This window comes from Thauera sp. SWB20 (assembly GCF_000831325.1).
Lineage (GTDB): Bacteria > Pseudomonadota > Gammaproteobacteria > Burkholderiales > Rhodocyclaceae > Thauera > Thauera aminoaromatica.
Genome location: NZ_JTDM01000021.1, coordinates 311,745 through 337,433 on the forward strand (window position 1 = coordinate 311,745; position 25,689 = coordinate 337,433).

Consider the following 25,689-nt stretch of genomic DNA (forward strand, 5'->3'; position numbering starts at 1 on the left):
CTGGTCTCGAGTCGGCGCTTACTTCTTGCCGATGCCCACGGGGTTGCGTTGGGCTTCGCGTTCGGGCGTGAGCGGACGCTCCAGCCAGTCGATGTCCTGGTCCTCGATCTTGTGGATCACCACGACTTCGTCACGCTGGCAACCGACGGTGCCGTAGTAGTTGAAGCTGTAAGCCAGTTGCGCATAGCCGCCGACCATGTTGGTGGGCTTGACGATGACGCGGGTGACCGAGTTCAGGATGCCGCCACGCTTGCCGGTCGTGTTCGAGCCGGGCACGTTCACGTTCTTTTCCTGGGCGTGATACATGATCGCCATGCCACGCGGGATGCGCTGCGACACCACCGCACGGGCCACCGTGGCGCCGTTGGCGTTGATCGCCTCGACCCAGTCGTTGTCGCGGATGCCGATGGTCGCGGCCTCTTCCTCGGACAGCCAGACGTACGGGCCGCCGCGGAACAGGTTGAGCATGCGCAGGTTGTCCTGGTAGCTGGAGTGGATGCCCCACTTCGAGTGCGGGGTGATCCACGACAGGGTCAGGTGCGGCTTGTTGCGCACGCTGTCGGGCACCTTCTCGTGGGCCTTGAGGTCGACCGGCGGCTTGTAGGCGCAGAAGCCTTCACCGAAGTCGAGGAACCACTCGTGGTCCTGGTAGAAGTGCGCACGACCGGTCAGGGTACGGAACGGAATGTGCTCGTGGATGTTGGTGTAGCCCGCGGTGTAGGACACGGTCTCCGACTCGATGCCGGACCAGGTGGGCGCGGTGATGATCTTGCGCGGCTGGGCGACGATGTCGCGGAAGGTGATCTTGTCCTCGTGACGGCCGGCGTACAGGTGGTGGTGATCGATGCCGGTCTTCTTCGACAGCGCGCTCCACGACTTGTGCGCCACTTCGCCGTTGGTCTCGGGCGCCATGCGCATGACCGAGTCGCAGACGTAGATGTCTTCCTCGAGCGACGGCATGCCCTTCGAAACACCTTCGACCTGCACCGGGTAGTTGCACTTCTTGAGCTCTTCGTACTCCTGGGTGGTATCCCAGTCGATGCCCTTGACGTTGTTGCCCAACTTCACCATCAGCGGGCCGAGCGCGATGTACTTGTTGTAGATCTGAGCGTAGTCGCGCTCGACGAGCTTGAGCATCGGCATGGTCTTGCCCGGGATCGGATCGCACTCGCCGTGCTTCCAGTCCTTGCCCACGCCCATCGGAGTCGCGAGTTCCATCGGCGAGTCGTGCTGCATCGGCAGCGAGACCACGTCCTTGCGGGTGCCGAGGTGCTTGGCGCCGAGCGCGGTGAAGGTCTTCGCCAGAGTGCGGAAGATCTGCCAGTCGGACTTCGACTCCCAGCCCGGGGTCACCGCCTCACCCAGCGGGTGGATGAAGGGGTGCATGTCGGTGGTGTTGAGGTCGTTCTTCTCGTACCAGGTCGCCGTCGGCAGGATGATGTCGGAGTACGCGCCGGTCGAGTTGAGGCGGAAGTTGATGTCCACCATCAGGTCGAGCTTGCCGGTCGGGCCATGCTCGCGCCACTTCACTTCCTTGCAGTTGTTGCCCGCGCCGCCTTCCTGCATCACGCCGTTCTGCGCGCCCAGCAGGTGCTTGAGGAAGTACTCGTGGCCCTTGGCCGACGAGCCGATCAGGTTGGCGCGCCACACGATCAGGTTGCGCGGCCAGTTTTCCTCGGCATCCGGGTCGGCGAAGGACACGTCGAGCGCGCCCGACTTGAGCTGTTCGACCACGTATTTCGACACGCTCGCCTCGTCGGTCGCACCCGCACGCGCGGCTTCTTCGGCGAGTTCGATCGGGTTGCGGTTGAAGTGCGGGGCGGACGGCAGCCAGCCCATGCGCACCGCCTTGACGTTGTAGTCGGCGAGCGAGGAACCCTTGTTGCGGCAGGGACCGGCGGGCGACAGCAGCGAGTCGGCATCCACCGTCTCGTAGCGCCACTGGTCGGTGTGGAAGTACCAGAACGAGGTCGAGTTCATGTGGCGCGGCGGACGCTGCCAGTCGAGCGCGAACGCGATCGGCGCCCAGCCCGCTTGCGGACGCAGCTTTTCCTGGCCCACGTAGTGCGCCCAGCCACCACCGGTCTGACCCACGCAGCCGCACATGTGCAGCAGGTTCATGATCGAGCGGTAGGCGAGGTCGTTGTGGTACCAGTGGTTGATCGCAGCGCCCATGATCACCATGGACTTGCCCTTCGTCTTCGAGGCGTTCTCGGCGAACTCGCGGCCGGTACGCTCGAGGTCGGCGGCCTTCACGCCGGTCTGCTTGGCAGCCCAGGCCGGGGTGTAGGCGACATTGGCGTCGTCGTAGGACGAGGCCACGTTGGCGCCACCCAGGCCGCGGTCGATGCCGTACTGCGCGACCTGCATGTCGAACACCGAGGTCACGAAGGCTTCTTCGCCGCTGGCGAGCTTGAGGCGACGCGCCGGCACGTTGCGGTACAGCAGCTCGGGTTCACCCGGCACGAAGTGCGGGAAGCCCACCGAGACGACCTCGTCCTGGCTGCCGATGCAGGTGAGCTCCGCTTCGGTCTCGGCCTGGTCGGCGCCGGCCTTCTCGAGCAGGTTCCACTTGCCGTCCTCGCCCCAGCGGAAGCCGATCGAGCCGTTGGGCGCGATGAAGCGGCCGCTCTTCTTGTCGAAGACGATGGTCTTCCACTCGGGGTTGTTGGACTCGCCGAGGTTGTTGTCGAAGTCGGAAGCGCGCAGGTTGCGATCCGAAACATAGCCCTCGCCGTGCTTGCGCAGCACGACCTGCATCGGCAGGTCGGTGTACTTGCGCGCGTACTCGGTGAAGTACGGGTCCTGCTTCTCGACGAGGAATTCCTTCAGCGCGACGTGGCCCATGGCCAGGAAGGCGGCGGCGTCGGTGCCCTGCTTGACGGGCATCCACAGGTCGGCGAACTTGACGTACTCGGCGTAGTCCGGCGCCATCGACACGATCTTGGTGCCCTTGTAGCGCACTTCGGTGGCGAAGTGGGCGTCCGGGGTGCGGGTCATCGGCAGGTTGGCGCCGGTGATGATCAGATAGGTCGAGTTGTACCAGTCGGCGGCCTCGGGCACGTCGGTCTGCTCGCCCCAGGTCTGCGGCGACGCGGCCGGCAGGTCGCAGTACCAGTCGTAGAACGAGCCGCAGGCACCACCGATCAGCGACAGGTAACGCGCGCCGGCGGCGTACGAGATCATCGACATCGCGGGAATCGGCGAGAAACCGTAGATGCGGTCCGGGCCCCACTTCTTGATCGTGTAGACGTTGGCTGCGGCGACGATCTCGGTGACCTCGTCCCAGCTGGTGCGCACGAAGCCACCCAGGCCGCGCACGTGCACGTACTTCTCGCGCTTGGCGGGATCCTTCTGGATCGCCTCCCAGGCCTCGACCGGGTCGCGTCCGGCCTTGCGCTCGGCGCGGTACAGGTCGAGCAGGCGGCCGCGGATCATCGGGTACTTGATGCGGTGCGGCGAGTACAGGTACCACGAGAACGAGGCACCACGCTGGCAGCCGCGCGGCTCGTGGTTGGGCAGGTCCTCGCGAGTGCGCGGGTAGTCGGTCTGCTGCATCTCGAACGACACCAGGCCGTTCTTGACGAAGATTTTCCAGGAACAGCCGCCGGTGCAGTTCACACCGTGGGTGGAGCGCACCACCTTGTCGTGGCGCCAGCGGTTGCGGTAGGCATCCTCCCAGTTGCGGTCTTCATTGGTGACGATACCGTGTCCGTTCGAGAAGGTCTCCTTGACCTTGTCGAAAAACCTCAGGCGATCGAGAAAATGACTCATGGTTTGCTCCTCTCAAGTCGTCGCTTCGTTCGTCAAGCGCGATCGGTAAAAGTCTGGTTGAAAAAGGGAATCCGTCGGTCGGGCGGGAATCAGGGGTTCTGGATGTACGCGTCCTTGCGCAGGTAGAACCACCAGTTGAGGACCACGCACAGGGCGTAGAACACTGCAAAGCCGTACATCGCGTACTCGGGCGTGCCGGCCTTGATCTGGCCGCCGATCACCACCGGAGCGATGAAGGAGCCGTAGGCCGCCACCGCAGAGGTCCAGCCCAGCACGGGGCCGCGCTCGTCCTTGTCGAACACGAAGCCCACGGTACGGAAGGTCGAGCCGTTGCCGATGCCGGAGGCCGCGAACAGCAGCACGAACAGCGCCATGAACATGAAGAAGTACTGTTCCGGCGTCGCCGAGTGGTAGGCGAGGAACATCACGTAGCCGGTCACCGCGGAGGCGATCACGAGCACGATCGAGATCCACTGGGTCACGATCGAGCCGCCCAGCTTGTCCGAGATCCAGCCGCCCACCGGTCGGATCAACGCGCCGACGAAGGGGCCGATCCAGGCGAACATCAGCGCGGAGGGCGCGTTCGGGTTCTTCGCATGCACCCAGGCCTGGGTGGCCGGATCGAGCACGTGGGTGTTGCCGAAGATCACCGTGATCGACAGCGGCAGCGCCATCGAGAAACCGATGAAGGAGCCGAAGGTCACCACGTAGAGCGCGGTCATCGACCAGGTGTGCTTGTTGCGGAAGATCGCGAACTGCTTGTCGAGATTGGTCTTCATCTCGCCGCTGGCGGCGAACTTCATGCCGTACAGCGTGCCGAGGATGACCAGCGGCAGCATGATCCACATCCCGCCGCCCGCGAGCACGCCGAGGCCGCTCGGCAGGTAGAGGTAGAGACCGATCGCCGAGACCACCAGGGCGATGCCGTAGAACAGGATGATCTTGCCGAGCGCCGCGCCCGTGGAGCCGATGTTGGGCGACACGGTGAGGAGGTTGTTCATGCCGAACCAGCCGACCACCGCGAGCGGCACCAACAGCAGCAGCCAGACGAAGCCGGCGTTCTGCACGTAGGTCGGCGTGCCGGCGGCGATCTTGCCGATCAGCGTGGCGGAATCCTTGACCAGCGGGATCGCGTCGCCGCCGAGTGCGCCGAACACCCCCATGGTCATCACTGCCGGGATCAGCAGCTGCGAGGTGGTCACGCCGAAGTTGCCCAAGCCGGCGTTGAGGCCGAGCGCGGTGCCCTGCAGGCGCTTGGGGAAGAAGGTGGAGATATTGGCCATCGAGCAGGCGAAGTTGCCGCCGCCCATGCCCGACAGCAGCGCCATGAGCTGGAACACCCACAGCGGCGTCTCCAGACTCTGCAGCGCGATGCCGGTGCCCACGGCGGGGATCATCAGCAGCGCGGTGGTCAGCCACACGGTGTTGCGACCGCCGCAGATGCGGATGAAGAAGGAGGCCGGGATGCGCGTGGTGGCACCCGACAGGCCGGCGATCGCGGCGAGCGAGAAGAGCTGGTCGGGGGCGAAGGGGAAGCCCGCGTTGGCCATCTGCACCGTGATGATCCCCCACATCAGCCACACGGCGAAGCCGCACAGCAGGCTGGGGATGGAGATCCACAGGTTGCGGTTGGCGATCCGCGAGCCCTTCTCCTTCCAGAAGGCCTCGTCCTCGGGGCGCCAATCGACGAGGTCGACGCTGCTGGTGATCGCCGGGCTCGGCGCCGCGACATTGCTTGCTTGCATGAAACCCACTCCTCGTTGTCTTGCGAATCAGGCCTTGGACGAGTCGACCGCGGTGTCGTGACCGTCGAACATGTCGACACGACGGACTTCCGTCAGGTACATCCAGATCAGGGAAACCCAGGTCACGCCGTAGAGCAGCATGAAGGCGCTCGAGCGCACGCCGGTGAGGTCGACCAGGGCGCCGAACATGATCGGCAACAGGAAGCCGCCCATGCCGCCCACCAGGCCGACGATGCCGGAGACCGCGCCGATCTCCTTGGGGAACTCGTTGGAGATGTACTTGAACACCGAGGCCTTGCCGAAGGCGAAGGCGATGCCGACGATGAAGAGCAGGATCGTAAACACCCACACGTTGAGGTGGATGCTGAAGGTGCGCGGCCCCTCGACGGTCTGCACGGTGAAGTCGGTGTTCGGATAGGAGAGCAGGAACAGGCAGATCCACGACGCCCACATCACCCACCAGGTGACCTTGTGCGCGCCGTAGCGGTCGGACAGCCAGCCGCCCACCGCGCGCAGCACGCCGCCGGGCAGGGAGAAGCAGGCAGCGAGCAGCGCCGCCGCCTGGATGCCCATGCCGAACTCGTTGACGTAGTACTTGGTGAGCCACAGCGACAGGCCGACGTAGCCGCCGAACACGATCGAGTAGTACTGGCAGTACTTCCACACGCGCGGATCCTTGAGCACGCGCAGCTGGTCGCGGAAGGTCACCGAGGAGTGCACCCGGTGCTCGGGGTCGTCGTAGGTGAAGAACCAGAACGCGACCGCGGTGATCAGCATCGCCGCCGCATAGACCTGCGGCACCATCTGCCAGCCGAACATGACCACCAGCGTGGGCGCGACGAACTTGGTGACCGCGGCGCCCGAGTTGCCGGCACCGAACACCCCCATCGCGAAGCCCTGGTTCTGGCGTTCGAACCAGCGCGCGCAGTAGGCGATGCCGACCGAGAAGGAGCCGCCCGCGAAGCCGACAAAGAGGCCGGCGACGAGGAACTGCCAGTATTCGGTCGCATGGCCGATCAGCCAGATCGGCAGCACGGTGCACAGCATCAGCACGAAGAAGACGATGCGGCCGCCGAACTTGTCGGTGAGCATGCCGAGGGGCAGACGGATCAGCGATCCGGTCAGCACCGGGGTAGCCGCCAGCAGGCCGAACTGGGTCTCGTTGAGGGCGAGAACCTCCTTGATCGGGATACCGATCACCGCGAACAGCATCCACACGGCAAAACAGACGGTGAATGCGGTGGTGCTCATGATGAGCACGGACATCTGCTGAAACTTGCGAGTAGCCATTTCCCACTGCGCTCCGGAAAGGTCCGACGGTCACGAATTTTCCGGGGTGAGGATAGGCTCGGGCGGCGCCCCGCACCATTCGCCAAAAGCACGGGATCGGCGCTGCCGGCACGAAGGTGGACTAGTCCTTAGTGACTAGCCCGGACGAGCTCAGAGGGGTAGGACCGCCTCGTCGTGCGTCAGCAGGCGGGCGAGCTGCGCACGGTTGCGCACGCGGATGCGACGGCCGCTCACGGTGAGCACGCCCTCCTCGACCAGGCTGCGCAACACCCGCGAGAGCGTCTCGGGCGTGAGGTTGAGCAAGGAGGCGATGGTCTTCTTGGGCGCGGCCAGGACGATGCAACCATCGCTGCGCGCACCGCGCTCGAGCTGTTCGAGCAGATAGCTCGCCACGCGCACCGCCGCCGGGCCGCCGACGGTGCTGCCGATCGCGTCGATCAGGCGCTGGATGCGCGCGCACACCGCGACCAGCATGCGGTTGGAGAGCGAATTGTCCATCGCCACCGCGGCCAGCACGCGCTCGCGCGGAACATGCACCAGCACGACCGCGCCGACCGCCTGCGTCCACGTTCGATAGCGCTCGCCGGTGAACACGCCGATCTCGCCGAACATGCCGCCCGGCTCGAAGAGCTCGACCACCTTGTCCTTGCCCTCGGGCCCGCTGACCATCAGGCGGACCGCGCCGTTGCAGACGAAGAACAGGCCGCTGGGGTGGGAGCCGCGCTCGAACACCGTGGCCGACGAGGACAGGCGGACGAACTCCGCGCCGCGCGCAAGCTCGTCGAGCACCTCGGGCCCGCTGCCGAGCAGGATCGGCATGCGCGCCAAGGCCTCGCGAGGCGAAACGGCCTTGCGCGCGAGCGCAGGACGCACGCGCGACTCCTCCGCATGAGTCAGGACGATGGTGGACACAGGTCTGTTTTATCCGCCGGCATGGGTCGCGACGGTTCCTCCTCCAGTTCCATCCTAGACCCTGGCACGGCCGCTGGCCATTGGCCGATCGACGGAGCGCTACGCCGAAAGGACTACCCTCGCCTCAAGGAGCCCTCGGGAAGCGGCGAACCCGGATGGCGCAGGCACGCCCGGCGGCGACCACGCGCGATGCCGCCTGCACGTTCAGGAACTGCAGGAGAGCATGGAGCAGCCGGGGCGATCGCGCGCCCAGTCCGGCCGGCGCGCCGCGAAGCGATCGCGCCCGGGCTGCTCGTCGTAGGGTCGGCGCAGTACCTCGAGCAGGGCCTCGAGCTCGCTCATGTCCCCACCCTCCGCGGCGTCGATCGCCTGCTGGGCCAGGTAGTTGCGCGGCACGTAGAGCGGATTGACGCGGTTCATCTCCGCCCGTCGCGCCGCGGCCAGCCGACCGTCGCCGAGCACGCGCGCGCCATGCGCTCGCAACCAGGCGAGCAGCTCCGCCTCCACCGCGGCGCGGCGCGTGGGGTCGTAGAAGGCCTCGGCGAGCGGCTCCAGCGTGGGCGCCGCCGGATCGACGTCGGCGAGGCGGCGGAAGAACAGGCTCATGTCCACCTCGCCTGCCGCGAGCAGGCGGTGCAGGCGCTCGAGCAGGCCGTCGTCGCCCTCCTCGCCACCACGCCATTCGGCGAGGCCGAGCTTGGCGCGCATCATGTCGCGATAGCTCGAATCATGGACGTCCGCGTACGCGGCGAGCGCGCGCTCCAGCGGCTCGACCTCGCGCACCACCGGATAGATCGCGTTGGCGAGCTGCCACAGGTTCCAATGCGCGATGAACGGCTGGTTGCCGAAGCGGTAGCGGCGCCCGCCGGCGTCGGTGGTATTGGGCGTCCAGTCGGGGTCGAAGTCGTCGACCCAGCCGTAGGGGCCGTAATCGATGGTGAGGCCGAGGATGGACATGTTGTCTGTGTTCATGACCCCATGCACGAAGCCCACCCGCATCCAGTGCGCGACCAGCACCGCGGTGCGCCGGCAGACCTCGTCGAACCAGCGGATGCGCCGCGCCGCCGCATCGGGCTCGGCGGCGAGTTCGGGGAAATCGCGCGCGATGGTGAAGTCGATCAGGCGCTCGAGCAGCGCCTCCTCGCCGCGCGAGGCGAAGATCTCGAAGTTGCCGAAGCGGATGAAGGACGGCGCCACCCGGCACACCACCGCGCCCGGCTCGGGTCGGGGATTGCCGTCGTAGAGCATGTCGCGCACCACGGTCTCGCCGGTTCCCACCAGGCTCAACGCGCGCGTGGTCGGTACGCCCAGGTGGTGCATCGCCTCGCTGCACAGGAACTCGCGCAGCGAGGAGCGCAGCACCGCGCGGCCGTCGGCGAAACGCGAATACGGCGTCGGCCCGGCGCCCTTGAGCTGCAGCTCCCAGCGTTCGCCACGCGCATTGATCGACTCGCCGAGCGTGATCGCGCGCCCGTCACCGAGCTGCCCCGCCCAGTTGCCGAACTGGTGGCCGCCGTAGCAGGCGGCGTAGGGCTCCATGCCGGGCAGCAGGCCGTTCCCGCCGAAGACGCGGGCGAACTCGGCGCTGCGCACGTCGGCCTCCTCCAGGCCCAGGATGTGCGCCACCTCGCGCGACCACGCCAGCAGGCGCGGCGCCCGCACCGGCGTCGGCATCACCCGCGAGTAGCAGGCGCCATGGACCGGACGGACGTGGTTCTCCGCTTCGGGATCGGCGGGCAGCTCGCGCACGAAGCGGTTGTCGAAGCGAAGCGCTCTCATCGGGAAATCCTCGTCATGGTCGGCCCGGCGGGTGCGGGCCAGGGCGCGCTCAGGCGCGGCGCGGGTCGAAGGCGTCGCGCACCACGTCGGCGAACAGGTTGGCGGCGAGCACGAGCACGAACATGAACACGAAGGCCGCCGCCAACGACCACCAGACCATCGGCTCGCGCGCGAGTTCGGCACGCGCCATGTTGATCATGGTGCCGAAGCTGATCGTCGACGGGTCGACGCCGATGCCGACGTAGGACAGCACCGCCTCGGCCAGCACCAGCCCGGAGAAGTCCATCACCAGCGCGATCAGCACGATATGCATCAGGTTGGGCAGGATGTGGCGGCGCAGGATCGCCGGGGTGCACACCCCGAAGGCGCGCGCCGCCTGCACGTACTCGAGCTCGCGCAGCTTGAGCGTCTCGCCGCGCAACAGGCGCGCCAGCCCCGTCCAGCTGGTGATGCCGAGGATGAAGCACAGTGCCAGCAGGCGCGCATCCGAGCGCTCGGCTGCGGTGTCGAACCAGTGCGGATTCGTGTCGATGACGACCTGCATCATCAGCACCGCGGCGGCGATCAACAGCACTCCGGGGATCGCGTTGAGCACGGTGTATACGTACTGCACGGCATCGTCCACCCAGCCGCCAAGGTAACCCGCGGCGATGCCGAGCGCGACCGCGAAGGGCATCATCACCAGCGTCGTCAGGGTGCCGATCACCAGCGCCGTGCGCACGCTCTTGAGCGCCAGGTAGAGCACGTCCTGCCCGACCTTGTCGGTGCCGAGCACGTGGTAGAGCGGCGCCAGCTCCACGCACACCCCCACCACCGCGAGCAGCACCGCCAGCGTCACCAGCGCCGCGCGCCAGGCCAGCACGGTGTGTCCGGCCAGCAAGGCCGCGGCCACCTCGCCCCAGCGCAGCCCGCTGCCGCGCCATACCAGGCTGGCGAGCACGACGAAGGCGAGCAGCCACGCGAGCGCCGCCTGCGCGAGCGCCTTCGCCAGCCGCAGCGCGAGGTCGCCCGCCCGCGCCGGGCCCGGGTCGGCGCCGAGGTGGGCCGCGCCGTGGGCGAGACGCGGATAGTCGCGCACCTGGCCGCCGTCGGCGGTCTCCATCGTCTCGCGCTGGTACAGCGTCCACGCGAAGGGCGCGGAATAGGTCTTCTCGGTGCGCAGGCGCAGCGGCGCGAGCAGGGCGTCGAGCGCCGACAGCACCTCGGTGGAAACGACCGGAGCCGCCGGTGCTGCTCCGCTTGCCGGCCCGCCCCCATCCGCCCCCGCCACGCGCTCCAGCGCCGGCAGCAGCGGCCGGTAGTGCAGGCTGTCGACCAGGCCCACGACGAGGAAGGCCAGCAACACGGTGGCCGCCGCCATCCCGGTCGGTCGCCTCCCCACCTTGCGCCAGGCCGCGCGCAGCGGCGCCTGCGCACGCGCGCGCATGCCCGCCAGCAGCGCCAGCGCGACGAGCAGGAAGAGCAACGCGTCGGTCCACAGCAGCACCGGCTGAAAGCCCAAGATCACGCTCGATGCGCTCATTGCAGCCTCACCCGCGGATCGGCCAGGGTGTAGGACAGGTCGGTGAGGATCAAGCCGACGATGTACAGCACCGAGCCGATGAACACCATCGCCCGCACCACCGCGAAGTCCTGCGCGTTGATCGCGTCGATCGTGTAGCTGCCCAGGCCGGGAATCGCGAAAAAGGACTCCACCAGCAGGCTGCCCATGAAGAGCAGCGGGATCACCACCACCACCCCGGTCAGGATCGGGATCAGCGCATTGCGCAGCACATGGCGGAACAGCACCGCGAGCTCCGACAGCCCCTTCGCGCGCGCGGTGCGCACGTAGTCCTTCGAGATCTCCTCGAGGAAGATCGTGCGGTACCACCGCGCCGAAGAGCCGATGCCGGCCACCACGCTGATCAGCACCGGCAAGACCAGGAAGCGCGCTGCATCCAGCCCGGGCGCGTAGCCCGAGATCGGCACCAATGCCCACAGCTTGGACACCAGCCACTGGCCGCCGATGATGTAGAACAGGCTGGAGATCGACATCATCGCCACGCACAGCACCACGCCCCAGAAATCCAGCCAGGTGGCGCGGAAGAACACCAGCAGCAGCGCGAAGCTGATCGACACCACGAGGCTGAGCACGAAGGTCGGCAGCGCGATCGCCAGCGAGGGCCCCATGCGCTCGCGGATCTCCTGGCCGATGTCGCGGCCGTCGTCGGCGCGGCCGAACTCGAGCGCGAACATGCGCAGCGACTTGTCGAAGAAGAGGGTCTCGGTGAGGCGCGCGCTGCCGCTCGCGGCGTCGTTGATGAACATCGGCTTGTCGTAGCCGCGCTCGACCTTCCAGCGCTCGATGGCCTCGGGCGTGGCGCGCTTGACGCCGATGTGCATGCGCGCCATGTCGTCGGGCGAGTTCACCACGAAGAAGAGCACGAAGGTGAGCAGGTTCACCCCGATCAGGATCGGCACCGCGTAGAGCAGGCGGCGCAGCAGGTAGGCCGGCATCAGCGCCCTCCTCGCGCGCCGGACCCGGCCGCGCCCGGCGCCGCGGTCGCGGTCTCGCGCCGGCGCCAGTGGATCGCCGCCGGCGCCACCAGCGCGGCGAGCAGCGCCGCCACCAGCAGCAGCGGCCAGGTCACCGGCGCGTTCCACTCCGTGCGCGCAGCGGCACGGCGCTCGAGGTCGATGCGCTGGTACTTCATGGTGTTGCGCACCATGGCCCCGGTCTTGCGGTTGAGCACCCAGCCATGCTGCAGCGAATACGACATCGGGTGGAAGGCGAAGATCCACGGCGCGTCGTGCTGCAGCATCGCCACCATGCGGTCGATGATCTGCTGGCGCGCGGGGCCGTCGGGCATGGCCTTCATGCGCTCGAACAGCGCGTCGTATTCCGGGTTCTCGTAGTTGGCCGCGTTCTGGCCGTTGAACTTCACCTTGCCCTGCGGGCCGTGGAGCAGGAAGAGCAGGTTCTCCGGATCGGGGTAGTCTGCGTTCCAGCCGAAGAAGAAGAGCTGCGCGTTACCCTGGCGGATCTTGTCCTGGAAGCGGTTGAAGTCGGTCGGCCGCACGACGAACTGCACGCCCAGCGCGCGGAACTTCTTCGCCAGCCAGTCCGAGCGCGCCTTGTCGCCCAGCCCGCCGGGCGTGGTGTCGAGGTGGATCACCAGCGGCTCGCCGGTCTGCGCATCGCGTCCATTTGGCCAGCCGGCCTCGGCGAGCAGGCGGCGCGCCTCGTCGACGCCACGGCGCACGGGACGGCCGTCCGCCTCGCTGCCCTGCCACTCGTACACCACCGGGTTCATCCCCGCCCGTCCCGCGCGCGCGCCGAAGATGCCCGGCGGCAAGGGGCTCATGCCGGGCAGGCCGCGGCCGTTGAGGAAGATCGACACGAACTCCTCCATGTCGAGCGCGATCGAGATCGCCTGGCGCAGCTTGCGCGCGCGCTCCTTCTCCGCCTTCGAGGCACCGCCGCCCACGAGCGGGTCGAGCATGTTGAAGCCGAGGTAGAAGATCGACGGCGACACCGAGGTGAGCAGGCGGATGCCCTTGTCGCGCATGTCGTCCGAGAGCGTCACCTCGCCCTGGCTGGTGAGACTGACGGCCTGGTCGAAGTTGTCCGAAGACACGCCCGAGGCGTCGTAATAGCCTTGCAGGAACTTGTTCCAGTATGGGATGCCCTCGCGCTCGCGCGAGAACACCACCTTGTCGATGAATGGCATGGGCTTGCCGCAGTCGCCGAGCAACCCAGCCTCGGCATCGCCGGACTCGCCCGCGCAGGGATAGGCGTCGCCGCGGTAGTTCGGATTGCGCGCAAGCACCATGCGCGCGTTGGGGTTGTTCTCGACCAGCATGTACGGCCCGGTGCCCACCGGCCACCAGTCCAGCGTCAGGTTGCGCTCGGCCATGCCGGGCTGGGCGAAGAAGCGGTCCACCTCGCGCGGCACCGGGCTGAAGAAGGGCATCGAAAGCCAATACTGGAACTGCGGATAGGCGCCCTGCAGGGTGATGCGCAAGGTGTGGCGGTCCACCACCTCCACGCCGGGCAGCGCGAAGCGGTCGAGATCCAGCCAGCCGGGCGGGTCGTCCTTCGCCGCGGCACCGCTCGCCCTGCCTTCCTTGGTTGCCGCAACCAGCCCGGCCTGCAGCTCCTGGAGCCCGGGCAGATACTCCGCCATGAGCTCGAAGATCGGCGAGTGCAGGCGCGGATGGGCGAGACGCTTGATCTGATAGACGTAGTCGCGCGCCTCGAGCTCGCGCGTGCCGGTCGCGGCGAAGTCGCCGAGACCCCGCACTGCGCGCAGGTCGGCCTCGCCAAGGCCGAGATAGCGCGGGCTGCCATCCTCATCGAGGGCGAAGGCCGGGTGGGGCTGGTACAGGATGCCCGGGCGGATACGCACCTCGACCACGGTACGCACCACCTTGGCCGGGTCGGCGTTCGCGGGCAGCTCGCGGCCGCCAGCGTCGAGCCGGCGCAGGCTCGGCATGGCCTCGGCGGTGGCGGGCTCGAGCACATAGGGGCGCTTCAGGTAGTGGTACTGCAGCGGCGGCTCGACGATCTGGTACAGGAAGCTCGCCTCGTCCTCGCTGTAGGACTGCACCGGATCGAGATGCTTGGGGCGCTCGGTGAAGGCGGTGTACAGGATGTGTTCCCCGCGCTCGGCCACCGGATAGGGGTCGTTCCACACCGGGCCGCAGGCCGCGAGTGCCAGGCAGGCGATCAACAGCGCAGCCGCGGAACGTAACGACGCACCCGCCCTGCGCGGGTGCGCAGGGCGGATCGGGCCGGGGCGGCCGGGGGTCCGGAGAGGGCAGGAGAACCGGCGCACGGGCACGCGGAAGCTTCGATGAAAGCGCGGATTCTGGCAGGTTTCGCACGCGCTTGCGATCTGCACACGGCCTCGGACCCACAGCCGTGACCCGCCCGCCTCGACGAAACATGGCCTGCCCTACCGGCTCCGTCGCCTCCTTCCATCCCCCCGCGCGGGCGAAAGTCCCGTCCGTCGAAGGGTTTTGACGGTTTTTCGCTATAATCCCCGTCTTGTCATTCGGAGTCATTTCTCATGGGCTTTCTCGCCGGCAAACGAATCCTCATCACCGGTCTGCTCAGCAACCGTTCGATTGCCTACGGCATCGCCAAGGCCATGCACCGTGAAGGCGCCGAGCTCGCCTTCACTTACCAGAACGACCGCTTCAAGGACCGCGTCGCCAAGCTGGCGGCCGACTTCGGCAGCAGCCTGATCTTCCCGCTCGACGTTCAGGACGACGCGCAGATCACCGGCCTGTTCGAGCAGCTCGGGCAGCACTGGGACGGCCTCGACGCGCTGGTGCATTCGATCGCGTTCGCCCCCGGCGAGGCACTCGAGGGCGATTTCCTCGACGGCCTCACCCGCGAGGCCTTCCGCATCTCGCAGGAGGTCAGCACCTACAGCTTCCCGGCGCTGGTCAAGGCCGCGCGCCCGATGATGCAGGGCCGCAACGCCAGCGTGCTGACCCTGTCCTACCTGGGTGCCGTGCGCACCATGCCCAACTACAACATCATGGGTCTCGCCAAGGCCAGCCTGGAAGCCTCGGTGCGCTACCTCGCCGTCACCCTCGGCCCGGAAGGCATCCGCGCCAACGCGATCTCCGCCGGCCCGATCAAGACGCTCGCGGCCTCGGGCATCGGCAGCTTCGGCAAGCTGCTCGCCTTCAACGAGCACAACGCCCCGCTGCGCCGCAACGTGACCATCGAGGAAGTGGGTAACGCCGCCGCCTTCATGTGCTCGGACCTGGCCAGCGGCATCACCGGCGAGGTCATGTACGTGGATGGCGGCTTCAACACCACCGCGCTCGGCAACGCGCTGCCGCTGCCGCAGTAAGGATATCGCGGCGGACGGCGCTGCGCGGCAGCCGCCGCATCCGCCTGCCGAGCCTCGGCGGACGGCACAAAAAAGCCCGGTTTCGACACCGGGCTTTTTGTTTCCATGCTGCCCCCGCCGCACGGGCGAGTGGCGGAGCATGCGGGGATCCGCTGGGAATCAGCGCGGCTCGACCTGCAGTGCCGTCGGGTTGATCGTGACCTCGTAGCGCTGGCGCAGCTCGCTCAGGAAGGCGCCGAAGTCGCGCCCGGCCAGGAGCTGCTTGTACTGTCCCGTAACCGCGGCGACGCGCGGGTCCGCGTCGCCGATCTGCGCGCGCTCGACCGCCTCGATGCGGTACAGCACGTAGTCGCCCTCGGTCGACTGCACGCCGACGTGCACCGGGAGCGTCTCGGCCGACGCCGAGAACACCGCCTGCATGGCCGCCGCCGGCAGCCCGGGGGCACCACGCTGCAGCTTGCGCGCCTCGCCCCAGCGGGCTGCGGGCTGCTCGCCCCTGCGCAGCGCGGCCAGCATCTCCTCGCCCGCACGGGTGGCCTTCACCCGGCCCTGCTCGATGCGGACGAGTTCGACGATGCGCTCGCGGACCTCGTCGAGCGGCAGCCGGCGCGCCGGCTCGAAGGCCTTGACCCGCGCCGACACCAGGGTGCCGTTGCCGATCTCGATGGCCTCGGTGTTGCGGCTTTTCTGCACCGCCTCGTCGCCGAACAGGGCCGAGATCACGCGCTCGTCGGCGAGCGGCGCCGGGGCGGAGTCGCGGCTGATCCAGTCGGTGGTGGCGGTCTTGAGGCCGAGCGCCTCGGCCGCGGGCTGCAGGCTGTCGGGCTGCTCGTACACCGTGTTGGAGAACTGCTCGGCCAGCTCCGCGAAACGACGACCGGCCTCCTGGGCGCGCAGCTCGGCGAGGATCTCCGCGCGCACGGCCTCGAAGGGCTTGACCGAGGAAGGCTTGATGTCGGTGACCTCGACGATGTGCACGCCGAAGTCGCTGCGCACCGGCTCGCCGATCACGCCTTTCTGCAGACCGAACACCGCGTCCTCGAAGGCGCCGACCATCACGCCGCGGGCGAAGAAACCGAGATCGCCGCCGTTGCCGGCCGAGCCCGGATCCTGCGACTTCTCCTTCGCGAGGGCGGCGAAGCGCGCGGGATCGGCGCGCAGTTGCTCGACGAGCGCTCGCGCCTCGGCCATCACGCGATCGACCTCGGCCTGCTCGGCGCCTTGGTCGAGGGCGAGCAGGATGTGACGAGCCTGGCGCTCCTCGGGCACGCCGAAGCGCTGCGGATTGCCGTCGTAGAAGGCGCGCACCGCGTCGTCCGCGACCTCGACGCCACGCTCGACCGCCGCGCGGTCGAAGACCAGGTATTCGGCCTGCAGCCGCGCCGGGCGCTCGAAGCGCGTCGGGTTGGCCTCGTAGTAGGCGCTGACCTGCGCGTCGTCCACCTTGACGTCGGCCGCCAGGGCCTTCGCCGAGAGGCGGAACTCGCGCACGCTGCGCGACTCCAGCTGGGCGTCGAGGAAGCGCCGTGCCGATGCCTGTGGAACGATGCCGGCGTCGCCGACCGCCGCGACGATCTGCTGCACCCGCACGTCCTGCGCCAGGCGCGCCTCGAAAGTCGCGGGGGTCATGCCCTGGGCACGCAGCAGGGTCTCGTAGCGCTGCAGCGAGAAGCTGCCGTTTTCCTGGAAGGAGGCCACGCCGGCGATGGTCTCCTGCAGCTGCTGCGGCGTCACCACGAGACGGTTCTCGGCGGCGTAGAGTGCGAGCACGCGCTGGTTGATCAGGTTCTCGAGCACGGCTCGCCGCAGTTCGGCCGACTGCAGCAGCGCACGGTCGACCTGGCCCCCGCCGTCCTGCCGCAGGCGGTCCTGCTGCTCGCGCAGGGCCTGGTCGAACTCCCATGCTCCTATGGTGGTGCCGCCGACACGCGCGGCCTCGTTCGCCGAACCCGAGTCGCTGAAGTAGGCGTCCATGCCGAAGAAGGCGAAGGGGACGATCAGGAGCGCCAGGATCACCTGGGCGACGCGTTTATTGTTGCGAACAGCCTCGAACATCTCGTATTCCGTGGAAAGGACAGAAAAATGCAGCCGTGTGGCAGGATCCCGGCGCGAAAAGTTCCGCAGTTTAGCGCATCGGTCCGGCTTCGGGTCCGCGGCATGCCATCCGTCACAGCGCGCAGGGAACGGCGCTCAATATACTGCGCGGATGCGCGCAAGCCCTCTCCCCGCAGTCGTCCTCGCCCTGGCCTATTGGGCGGTCGGCTATCCCGCCCTCCATCTCGCCATCCCACCGGGCTACACCGCCCCCTTCTTTCCACCGGCCGGTATCGCACTCGCCGCGCTGTTCGTGTTCGGACTGCGCCTGTGGCCTGCGGTGTTCGCAGGGTCGGCCCTGGTCCAGCTCGCCACCGCCTGGCCGCTGCTCGGCAGCGCAGGCTGGAATCCGCTCGGTCCGCTCGCCGTCCCGATAGGCGCCACCCTGCAGGCGGTGGTCGGCGTCCTGCTCGCGCGCCGGCTGCTCGCGCCCGGCGACACGCTCGACACGGCCGGCTCGGTGATGCGCTTCCTCGGCATCTGCATGCCGCTTAGCGGGCTGGTGTGCTCGACGATCGGCGTCTCCGCCCTGGTCTGGGCGGCGGTGATCCCGGCATCCGACGCGCTCTTCAACTGGTGGACCTGGTGGACCGGCGACACCCTGGGCATGCTCGTCGCCGCCCCGCTCACCCTGGTGTTCATTGGCCGCCCGGCGCAGGACTGGCGCCAGCGCAGACTCGGCGTCGCGCTGCCGATGTCGATCGCGCTCGTGCTGCTCGCCCTCGCCTACCGGCAGGTGGTGAGCTGGGAGGATTCGCGCGTGCGGGCGCAGTTCGAGCGCGACAGCGTCCATCTCTCCGCCCTGCTGCAGAAGCGCCTCGAAGAACAGGTCGACATGGTGCGTTCGATCGAGCGCCTGCTGCTCGCGAGCGACCAGGTCTCGCGCGCCGATTTCCACGAGTTCGTCGCGCCCTGGATGCGACTGCACCCGGGCACGCGCAGCTTCACCTGGAACCCTTACGTAAGACACGCTGAGCGCGCGGCATTCGAAGAGGGGATCCGGAGCGACTGCCGGGTCGATTACCGCATCCTCGACCGCGATCCCGCCGGACAAACTTCGCCTGCTACCGAGCGTCGCGAGTATTTCCCGGTCACGCACGTCGAGCCCGAAGAGGGCAACCACGCCGTGCTCGGCATGGATCCACTGTCCTTCCCGGTCGCAGGCGAGGCGATCGAACGCGCGCTGGCCACCGGCCAGCCAGCGGCCAGCGCGCGCATGCGCCTGGTGCAGGAGCACGGGGAGCAGCATGCCGTGGTGCTCTATCAAGCCGTTTTCGGCTCCTCGCCGCCTGCACCGGTCCGCGCCCCGCTCGGAGTCGTGTCCGCGGCACTGGGCATGGACGACCTGCTCGCAGCCGTTTCACGCCAGGCTGCGGCGCAGGGCATCGCGGTGCGACTCTCCGACCGCGACGCCGGGCCCGAGTCGGCGCTGCTTGCCGGCGACGATCGCGGACAGGAGTCGGTCTGGCCGGAAGAGATCCTGGCGCGCACCACGAGCATCGATTTCGCCGGTCGTCGATGGGAGCTGCACACCCGCGCCCTGCCCCGCTACATCGAACAGCTGCGCAGCTGGGCAGCGTGGGGCACGATCGCGGTCGGCGTCCTCACCAGCGCAATGCTCGGCGCGCTCCTGCTCATCACCACCGGCAACCGTCGCCGCATCCAGGCGCTGGTCGAACACCGCACCGCCGAGCTCCAGGCCGCGAGCGTACGCTTGCATGAAAACCGCGCCGCACTGATCGACGCCCAGCGCATCGCCCGCCTCGGCAGCTGGGAGACCCTCTGCGCACGCGACGGGCTGCACGCCTCGGACGAGCTCCACCTGCTGCTCGACAGCACGGCAGGCGACCTGAACTCGCTCGCCGACCTGATCGACGCGATCGCCCCCGCCAGCCGCGCGGCCCTGACCGACGCGCTCGAACGCGCCGCCACGGAGCCGGGCCGGATCATGCTCGACTGCAACACCGACAGTCTGCCGATGCGCACGCTGCAGTTCCGCATCGAGGGCGAGCATGTGGGCGGCCGCCTCCGGCGTATCCGCGGTACCGCGCAGGACGTCACCGCGCTGCGCGAGGCCGAAGCCCGCATCCGCTACCTCGCTCGCTTCGACCCGCTCACCGGGCTGCTCAACCGCAGCGCCTGGCAGGACCACGCCCAGGACGTGCTGCGGCACGCCGCGCGCCATGACGACCGCTGCGCCGTGCTGTTCCTCGACCTCGACGACTTCAAGACGGTCAATGACTCGCTCGGCCACGCCGCCGGCGATCGCCTGCTCGCCCAGGTGGCCTGCCGCCTCGGCGGCTGCGTACGCGCGGAAGACCTGGTCGCCCGCATCGGCGGCGACGAGTTCGTGATCCTGTTGTCGCGCCTCGCGCACGCCGAAGAGCCGGCGCGCGTTGCCGAGCGCGTGCTCGATGCGCTCGCCCGCCCGCTGCAGATCGACAGCCAGCCGCTGCGCGTCGGCGCGAGCATCGGAATCGCCCTCTACCCCGCCGACGGTGGCGAGATCGATACGCTGCTCAAGCACGCCGACACTGCGATGTACGAGGCCAAGGAGTCCGGCCGCAACGCCTACCGCTTCTTCCTGCCCGAGATGACCCAGCGCGTGACCCGCCGACTGCAGACCGAGGCCGAGCTGCGCAAGGCGATCGAGAGCGGCGATCTGCGCCTGCACTACCAGCCCCAGATCGACGCGGCGAGCGGCCGGGTGTACGGCTGCGAGGCCTTGGTGCGGTGGCAACATCCCGAGCGGGGTCTGCTCCCGCCCGACCGCTTCGTCCCTTTCGCCGAACAGAGCGGCCTGATCGTGCCGCTCGGGGAATGGGTGCTGCGCGAAGCCTGCCTGCAGCAGGTGCGCTGGCGCGACGCCGGCCTGCCGCCGCTCGACGTGGCGGTAAACATCTCGGCGCTGCAGTTCCGCCGGCGCGACTTCGTCGCCACGGTGGCGCGCGTGCTGGGCGAGACGGGCGCCGATCCGGCGCGGATCGAGCTGGAGATCACCGAGAGCGCGCTGATGGACGCGACGCCCGAGCTGGTGGCGAGCTTCGACCAGCTCGTGGCGCTCGGACTGACGCTGGCCCTGGATGATTTCGGCACCGGCTACTCCAGCCTGTCCTACCTCAAGCGCCTGCCGCTGCGCCGCCTGAAGATCGACCGCTCCTTCGTCGACGGCCTGCCGGACAATCCGGAAGACGCCGCGATCACCTCGGCCACCCTGTCGCTCGCCCGCGACCTCGGCCTGGAGGTGGTCGCCGAAGGCGTGGAAACGCTCGAACAGCGCAGCTACCTCAGCAGCCGCGGCTGTCGCGCGATGCAGGGTTATCTGTTCTCGAAGCCGCTGGGCGTGAGGGAGTTCGGGGAGTGGTTCGAAAGGCAGGTGGCGGCGCTCGCCTGACGAACACACCGCGCCTGTGCGCGCACCCCGCTCTCCGCACGAGCGGCGGAAGGCGCGAAGACCGCGGCTGGCCGGCGCGAAGCGCGTCGCCTGCCCCGCCGGCCTCGTTCGCGGCTACCGCAGCCCCTACAGGGGCGCCGCGGCGCGCTGGAACACCAACTGCCCGCCCTCGGCATCGACGCGGATACGATCCTTGGCAGCGAACCTGCCCTCCAGGATCGCCTTCGCGAGCGGGTTCTCGATGCGCTCCTGGATCGCGCGCTTCAAGGGCCGCGCGCCGAACACCGGGTCGAAGCCAGCCTCCGCCAGCTCGGCGAGCGCCGCGTCGCTGATCTCCATGCCCATCTCCAGGCGCGCGAGGCGCTTCTCGAGGTACTGCAGCTGGATCTTCGCGATGCCGGCGATGTGCTTCTCGTCGAGCGCGTGGAACACCACGACCTCGTCGATGCGGTTGATGAACTCGGGGCGGAAATACGTCTTGACCTCCGCCATCACCGCGAGCTTGATCACCCCGTAGTCGTCGCCCGCCATGGCCTGGATCATCTGGCTACCCAGGTTCGAGGTCATCACGATCACGGTGTTCTTGAAGTGCACCGTGCGCCCCTGGCCATCCGTCATGCGGCCGTCGTCGAGCACCTGCAGCAGCACGTTGAACACGTCCGGGTGCGCCTTCTCGACCTCGTCGAACAGGATCACGCTGTAGGGCTTACGCCGCACCTGCTCGGTCAGGTAGCCGCCCTCCTCGTAGCCGACGTAGCCGGGAGGCGCGCCGATGAGCCGCGCGACCGAGTGCTTCTCCATGAACTCGCTCATGTCGATGCGGATCAGGTGCTCCTCGGAGTCGAACAGGAAGTTCGCCAGCGTCTTGCACAATTCGGTCTTGCCCACGCCGGTGGGACCGAGGAAGAGGAAGGAACCGTACGGCCGGTTCTCGTCCGACAGGCCGGCGCGCGAGCGCCGGATGGCGTCGGCCACCAGGCGCACGGCCTCGTCCTGGCCGACCACGCGCTCGTGCAGCTTGTCTTCCATCTTCAGCAGCTTCTCGCGCTCGCCCTGCATCATCTTGCTCACCGGGATGCCGGTGGCGCGCGAGACCACCTCGGCGATCTCCTCGGCGCCGACCTCGGTGCGCAGCAGCTTGTTGGGCGCCGCATTCTGGCCCGCCTGCTCGGCCATCCGGAGCTGGCCTTCCAGTTGCGGCAGCTTGCCGTACTGCAGCTCGGCGACCTTGTCGAGCTGGCCCTTGCGCTGGTACTCGGCCATCTGCGCACGCAGCGCGTCGATCTCTTCCTTGATGTGGGCGGAACCCGCCGCCTTGGACTTCTCGGCCTTCCAGATCTCTTCCAGGTCGTTGTACTCGCGCTGCAGCTTGGCGAGTTCTTCCTCGATCAACTGCAGGCGCTTGAGCGAGGCCTCGTCCTTCTCCTTCTTGACCGCCTCGCGCTCGATCTTGAGCTGGATCATGCGGCGGTCGAGCTTGTCCATGACCTCGGGCTTGGAGTCGATCTCCATCTTGATCCGCGCCGCGGCCTCGTCGATCAGGTCGATCGCCTTGTCGGGCAGGAAGCGGTCGGTGATGTAGCGGTGCGACAGCTCGGCCGCAGCGACGATGGCCGGGTCGGTGATGTCCACGCCGTGGTGGATCTCGTACTTCTCCTGCAGGCCGCGCAGGATGGCGATGGTGGCCTCGACCGAAGGCTCGTCGACCAGCACCTTCTGGAAGCGGCGCTCGAGCGCGGCGTCCTTCTCGATGTACTTGCGATACTCGTCGAGCGTGGTGGCGCCGATGCAGTGCAGTTCGCCGCGCGCGAGCGCGGGCTTGAGCATATTGCCGGCGTCGATCGCGCCCTCGGCCTTGCCAGCGCCCACCATGGTGTGGAGCTCGTCGATGAAGACGATGATGCGGCCCTCTTCCTGGGCGATCTCCTTCAACACGGCCTTCAGGCGCTCCTCGAACTCGCCGCGGTACTTGGCTCCCGCCAGCAGCGCCGCCATGTCGAGCGAGAGCACACGCTTGCCCTTGAGCGTCTCGGGCACTTCCTCATTGACGATGCGCTGCGCCAGGCCCTCGACGATCGCGGTCTTGCCCACGCCCGGCTCGCCGATCAGCACCGGGTTGTTCTTGGTGCGGCGCTGCAAAATCTGGATGGCGCGGCGGATCTCGTCGTCGCGGCCGATCACTGGGTCGAGCTTGCCGCTGCGTGCGCGCTCGGTGAGGTCGAGGCAGTACTTGTTCAGCGACTCGCGCTGGCCTTCGGCATCCTGGCTGCCCACATTGGCGCCGCCGCGCACCGCCTCGATCGCGGCCTCCAGCGCCTTGCGCGCGAGGCCGTTCTCCTTGAGCAGGCGGCCGGCCTCACCCTTGTCGTCGGCGAGCGCGAGCAGGAACATCTCGCTGGCGATGAACTGGTCGCCGCGCTTCTGCGCTTCGCGGTCGGTGACGTTGAGCAGGTTGTTGAGATCGCGGCCGATGCTGACCTCGCCGCCGTGGCCCTCGACCTTGGGCAGGCGGCCGATGGCCTTGCCGACCGCGTTCTTGAGCGGCGGCACGTTGACGCCGGCGCGCTGCAGCAGCGACACGCTGCCGCCGTCGTCCTGCTCGAGCAGCGCCTGCAGCACGTGCAGCGGCTCGATGAACTGCTGGTCGTTGCCCACGGCGATGCTCTGCGCATCGGCCAGGGCCTGCTGGAACTTGGTGGTGAGCTTGTCGAAGCGCATGGGGACGATCCTCGGGATTCGTTGAACTGAACCCTATGTGGGGCACATCCGCCGCGCTTCAAGTACCCGCTCAGAGATGCGGCCGGGTCTGGCCCGGTATGTCGGGGTAGCGCACGTAGTCGACCAGGTCCTGGATCTCCTGCGGCGGCGGCTTGGTCAGCAGGCTGACCGCGACGATGGTCGCGAAGCCGAGCGGGACGCCGAACACCCCGGCCGAGATCGGATTGATGTCGAACCAGGCGTTCGCCATCGAACCGCCGAAGAAGGGGTGCGTGTGCATCACGTAGAACACCGTGACCGCGAGCCCGACGAGCATGCCGGTGACCGCCCCGGGGCGGTTGGCACGCTTCCAGAAGATGCCCAGCACGAGTGCCGGGAAGAAGGCCGAGCCGCCGATCGAGAAGGCCAGACCGACCATGAAGAGGATGTTGTCCGGCCGCATCGACGCCACCCAGGCCGCCACCACCGCCACCACCAGCAGCTGCGACTTGGAGATCACCAGCCTGCGGTGGGTCGTGGCCCGGGGATTGATCACCTTGTAGTACAGGTCGTGCGACAGCGCGTTCGAGATCGTCAGCAGCAGGCCGTCGGCGGTGGACAGCGCCGCAGCCAGCCCTCCGGCCGCGACCAGGCCCGAGACCACGTAGGGCAGCCCCGCGATCTCGGGTGTGGCGAGCACGATCACGTCGGTGTTGAGGCGCAGCTCGGCGAGTTGCAGGATGCCGTCGCCGTTGAGGTCCTCGATGCGCACCAGGCCCACCCTGCCCCAGGACGCCACCCAGTCGGGCAGGATCGCGATGTTCGAGCCGACCAGGTTGTTATAGACCTCCCACTTCGCGAACACGGCGTAGGCCGGCGCGGTGACGTAGAGCAGGAAAATGAAGAACAGCGACCACAGCACCGAGCGCCGCGCCTCCATGACGCCGGGCGTGGTGTAGTAGCGCATCAGGATGTGCGGCAGCGCCGCCGTGCCCACCATGAGCACGAACATCAGCGCGAGGAAGTTGTTGCGCGCGGTGGCGGACTCGTCCGCGCTCGCGCCCGGATGCGCCTCGGCGTGACGAGGGGGCGGGCGCGCGCGCTCGAGCGCCTCGGCGCGCGCGCGCTGCCAGGCCTCGCGAGCCTCGGACGGCGTGCGCGGCAGGTCGCGCAGCGCGCGCTCGGCGAGCGCGATGTCGCGCGCCGGCGCATCGCCCAGGCGCATGCGGTTGAGCTCCTCGATCATGCGCCGGCGCTCGTCCTCGAGCGAGGCCGGCAGCGCGGCGATCTTGTCGGCGTAGTCCTGCGCGCGCGCGGTGTAGAGGTCGCGCACCGCACGCTCGGAGGGGGCTTCGAAGAGCTCGTCCTCGCGCGCGCTGATCTGCTGCAGCACGGTGCCGTACACCGCCTGCGGGATCGGGATGCCGGTGAGCTTGTAGGAAAGGATCACCACCGGCACCAGGTAGGCGATGATCAGAATCACGTACTGCGCCACCTGGGTCCAGGTGACCGCGCGCATGCCGCCGAGGAAGGAGCACACCAGGATGCCGGCCAGCCCGATGAAGAGCCCGATCTCGAACTCGACGCTGACGAAGCGGCTGGTCACCAGGCCCACGCCGTAGATCTGCGCGACCAGGTAGACGAAGCTCGCCAGCACCGCCGCGGCGAGCCCGACCAGGCGCGCGACGTTGCCCTGGTAGCGCGCGCCGAGGAAGTCGGGGATGGTGTATTGGCCGAACTTGCGCAGGTAAGGCGCGAGCAGCAGCGCCACCAGCACGAAGCCGCCGGTCCATCCGGTCACGAAGGCCAGGCCCTCGAAGCCGCTGAAGTAAAGGGTGCCGGCCAGCCCGATGAAGGACGCCGCGCTCATCCAGTCCGCGGCGGTGGCCATGCCGTTGAACATCGCCGGCACGCGGCGCCCGGCGACGTAGTACTCGGAGACGTCGGACGTGCGCGAGAGCACGCCGATGGTGGCGTAGATCGCGATCGTGACGAACAGGAAGACGTGGCCGATGAGCTGCTGCGGCAGGCCCATGCTCTCGCCGATCGCCAGCAGCACGACGAAGACCGCGAAGCCGAGGGTGTAGATCCCGTAGTAGCGCCGCAGCTGGCGCGCGAAGCCGAGGTTGCGCCTCAAGGGGAATGCTCTCCGCTC

At 68.2% G+C, this 25,689-nt stretch carries 13 protein-coding genes; 2 read left to right on the forward strand and 11 right to left on the reverse strand.

Features of this window, described 5'->3' with window-relative positions; all coding sequences use genetic code 11:
• Positions 1-18 precede the first annotated feature (18 nt).
• The 8 genes from PO78_RS18855 to PO78_RS18890 all read right to left on the reverse strand — a co-directional run bounded on the left by PO78_RS18855 (position 19) and on the right by PO78_RS18890 (position 14,209).
• Positions 19-3,774: a nitrate reductase subunit alpha gene (locus PO78_RS18855; RefSeq protein WP_012585584.1), complete on the reverse strand. Its 3,756-nt coding sequence runs from the start codon at positions 3,772-3,774 to the stop codon at positions 19-21.
• Positions 3,775-3,863: 89 nt separating this feature from the next.
• Positions 3,864-5,519, reverse strand: a complete 1,656-nt coding sequence (locus tag PO78_RS18860; RefSeq protein WP_043746043.1) for an MFS transporter — start codon at positions 5,517-5,519, stop codon at positions 3,864-3,866.
• A gap of 27 nt (positions 5,520-5,546) precedes the next feature.
• Positions 5,547-6,809, reverse strand: coding sequence for an MFS transporter (locus PO78_RS18865; protein WP_004301705.1), 1,263 nt, complete (start codon positions 6,807-6,809; stop codon positions 5,547-5,549).
• Between the two features lie 150 nt (positions 6,810-6,959).
• Positions 6,960-7,721, reverse strand: a complete 762-nt coding sequence (locus tag PO78_RS18870) for a Crp/Fnr family transcriptional regulator (RefSeq protein WP_043746046.1) — start codon at positions 7,719-7,721, stop codon at positions 6,960-6,962.
• A 204-nt stretch (positions 7,722-7,925) separates the two neighbouring features.
• Positions 7,926-9,500 (reverse strand): protein adenylyltransferase SelO, encoded by a 1,575-nt coding sequence (locus PO78_RS18875; RefSeq protein ID WP_043746047.1) that lies wholly within the window; start codon positions 9,498-9,500, stop codon positions 7,926-7,928.
• A 49-nt stretch (positions 9,501-9,549) separates the two neighbouring features.
• Positions 9,550-11,022 carry an ABC transporter permease gene (locus PO78_RS18880; protein ID WP_012585586.1) on the reverse strand — a complete coding sequence of 491 codons (1,473 nt, stop codon included), beginning with the start codon at positions 11,020-11,022 and terminating at the stop codon, positions 9,550-9,552.
• On the reverse strand, positions 11,019-11,996 hold the full coding sequence (locus PO78_RS18885; protein ID WP_004329293.1) for an ABC transporter permease: 978 nt from the start codon (positions 11,994-11,996) through the stop codon (positions 11,019-11,021). The genes PO78_RS18880 and PO78_RS18885 overlap by 4 nt, the downstream gene beginning before the upstream one ends.
• Complete coding sequence (locus PO78_RS18890) at positions 11,996-14,209, reverse strand: ABC transporter substrate-binding protein (protein WP_443080488.1); 2,214 nt, start codon at positions 14,207-14,209, stop codon at positions 11,996-11,998. The genes PO78_RS18885 and PO78_RS18890 overlap by 1 nt, the downstream gene beginning before the upstream one ends.
• Before the next feature lie 342 nt (positions 14,210-14,551).
• On the opposite strand from PO78_RS18890, the gene fabI reads away from it, so the two are divergent.
• On the forward strand, positions 14,552-15,349 hold the full coding sequence (fabI, locus tag PO78_RS18895) for an enoyl-ACP reductase FabI (protein ID WP_004318356.1): 798 nt from the start codon (positions 14,552-14,554) through the stop codon (positions 15,347-15,349).
• A gap of 159 nt (positions 15,350-15,508) precedes the next feature.
• On the opposite strand, the gene PO78_RS18900 is transcribed toward fabI, so the two are convergent.
• Positions 15,509-17,404 carry a SurA N-terminal domain-containing protein gene (locus PO78_RS18900; RefSeq protein WP_004318358.1) on the reverse strand — a complete coding sequence of 632 codons (1,896 nt, stop codon included), beginning with the start codon at positions 17,402-17,404 and terminating at the stop codon, positions 15,509-15,511.
• 151 nt (positions 17,405-17,555) lie between these two features.
• Between PO78_RS18900 and PO78_RS18905 the strand changes: the two genes are divergently transcribed.
• On the forward strand, positions 17,556-20,837 hold the full coding sequence (locus PO78_RS18905; RefSeq protein WP_043746050.1) for an EAL domain-containing protein: 3,282 nt from the start codon (positions 17,556-17,558) through the stop codon (positions 20,835-20,837).
• Between the two features lie 126 nt (positions 20,838-20,963).
• Here PO78_RS18905 and clpB read toward each other — a convergent pair whose 3' ends face one another.
• Both clpB and PO78_RS18915 read right to left on the reverse strand, forming a co-directional pair.
• Positions 20,964-23,555: an ATP-dependent chaperone ClpB gene (gene clpB / locus PO78_RS18910; protein WP_043746053.1), complete on the reverse strand. Its 2,592-nt coding sequence runs from the start codon at positions 23,553-23,555 to the stop codon at positions 20,964-20,966.
• Between the two features lie 70 nt (positions 23,556-23,625).
• Positions 23,626-25,671 carry a sodium:solute symporter family protein gene (locus PO78_RS18915; RefSeq protein WP_043746057.1) on the reverse strand — a complete coding sequence of 682 codons (2,046 nt, stop codon included), beginning with the start codon at positions 25,669-25,671 and terminating at the stop codon, positions 23,626-23,628.
• Positions 25,672-25,689: the final 18 nt, after the last annotated feature.

Excerpts from the sequence above, each read along its gene's own strand:
- PO78_RS18855 (WP_012585584.1), bottom strand. The coding sequence starts at position 3,774 with ATGAGTCATTTTCTCGATCGCCTGAGGTTTTTCGACAAGGTCAAGGAG.
- PO78_RS18860 (WP_043746043.1), bottom strand. The coding sequence starts at position 5,519 with ATGCAAGCAAGCAATGTCGCGGCGCCGAGCCCGGCGATCACCAGCAGC.
- PO78_RS18865 (WP_004301705.1), bottom strand. The coding sequence starts at position 6,809 with ATGGCTACTCGCAAGTTTCAGCAGATGTCCGTGCTCATCATGAGCACC.
- PO78_RS18875 (WP_043746047.1), bottom strand. The coding sequence starts at position 9,500 with ATGAGAGCGCTTCGCTTCGACAACCGCTTCGTGCGCGAGCTGCCCGCC.
- PO78_RS18880 (WP_012585586.1), bottom strand. The coding sequence starts at position 11,022 with ATGAGCGCATCGAGCGTGATCTTGGGCTTTCAGCCGGTGCTGCTGTGG.
- PO78_RS18885 (WP_004329293.1), bottom strand. The coding sequence starts at position 11,996 with ATGCCGGCCTACCTGCTGCGCCGCCTGCTCTACGCGGTGCCGATCCTG.
- fabI (WP_004318356.1), top strand. The coding sequence starts at position 14,552 with ATGGGCTTTCTCGCCGGCAAACGAATCCTCATCACCGGTCTGCTCAGC.
- PO78_RS18900 (WP_004318358.1), bottom strand. The coding sequence starts at position 17,404 with ATGTTCGAGGCTGTTCGCAACAATAAACGCGTCGCCCAGGTGATCCTG.
- PO78_RS18905 (WP_043746050.1), top strand. The coding sequence starts at position 17,556 with ATGCGCGCAAGCCCTCTCCCCGCAGTCGTCCTCGCCCTGGCCTATTGG.
- clpB (WP_043746053.1), bottom strand. The coding sequence starts at position 23,555 with ATGCGCTTCGACAAGCTCACCACCAAGTTCCAGCAGGCCCTGGCCGAT.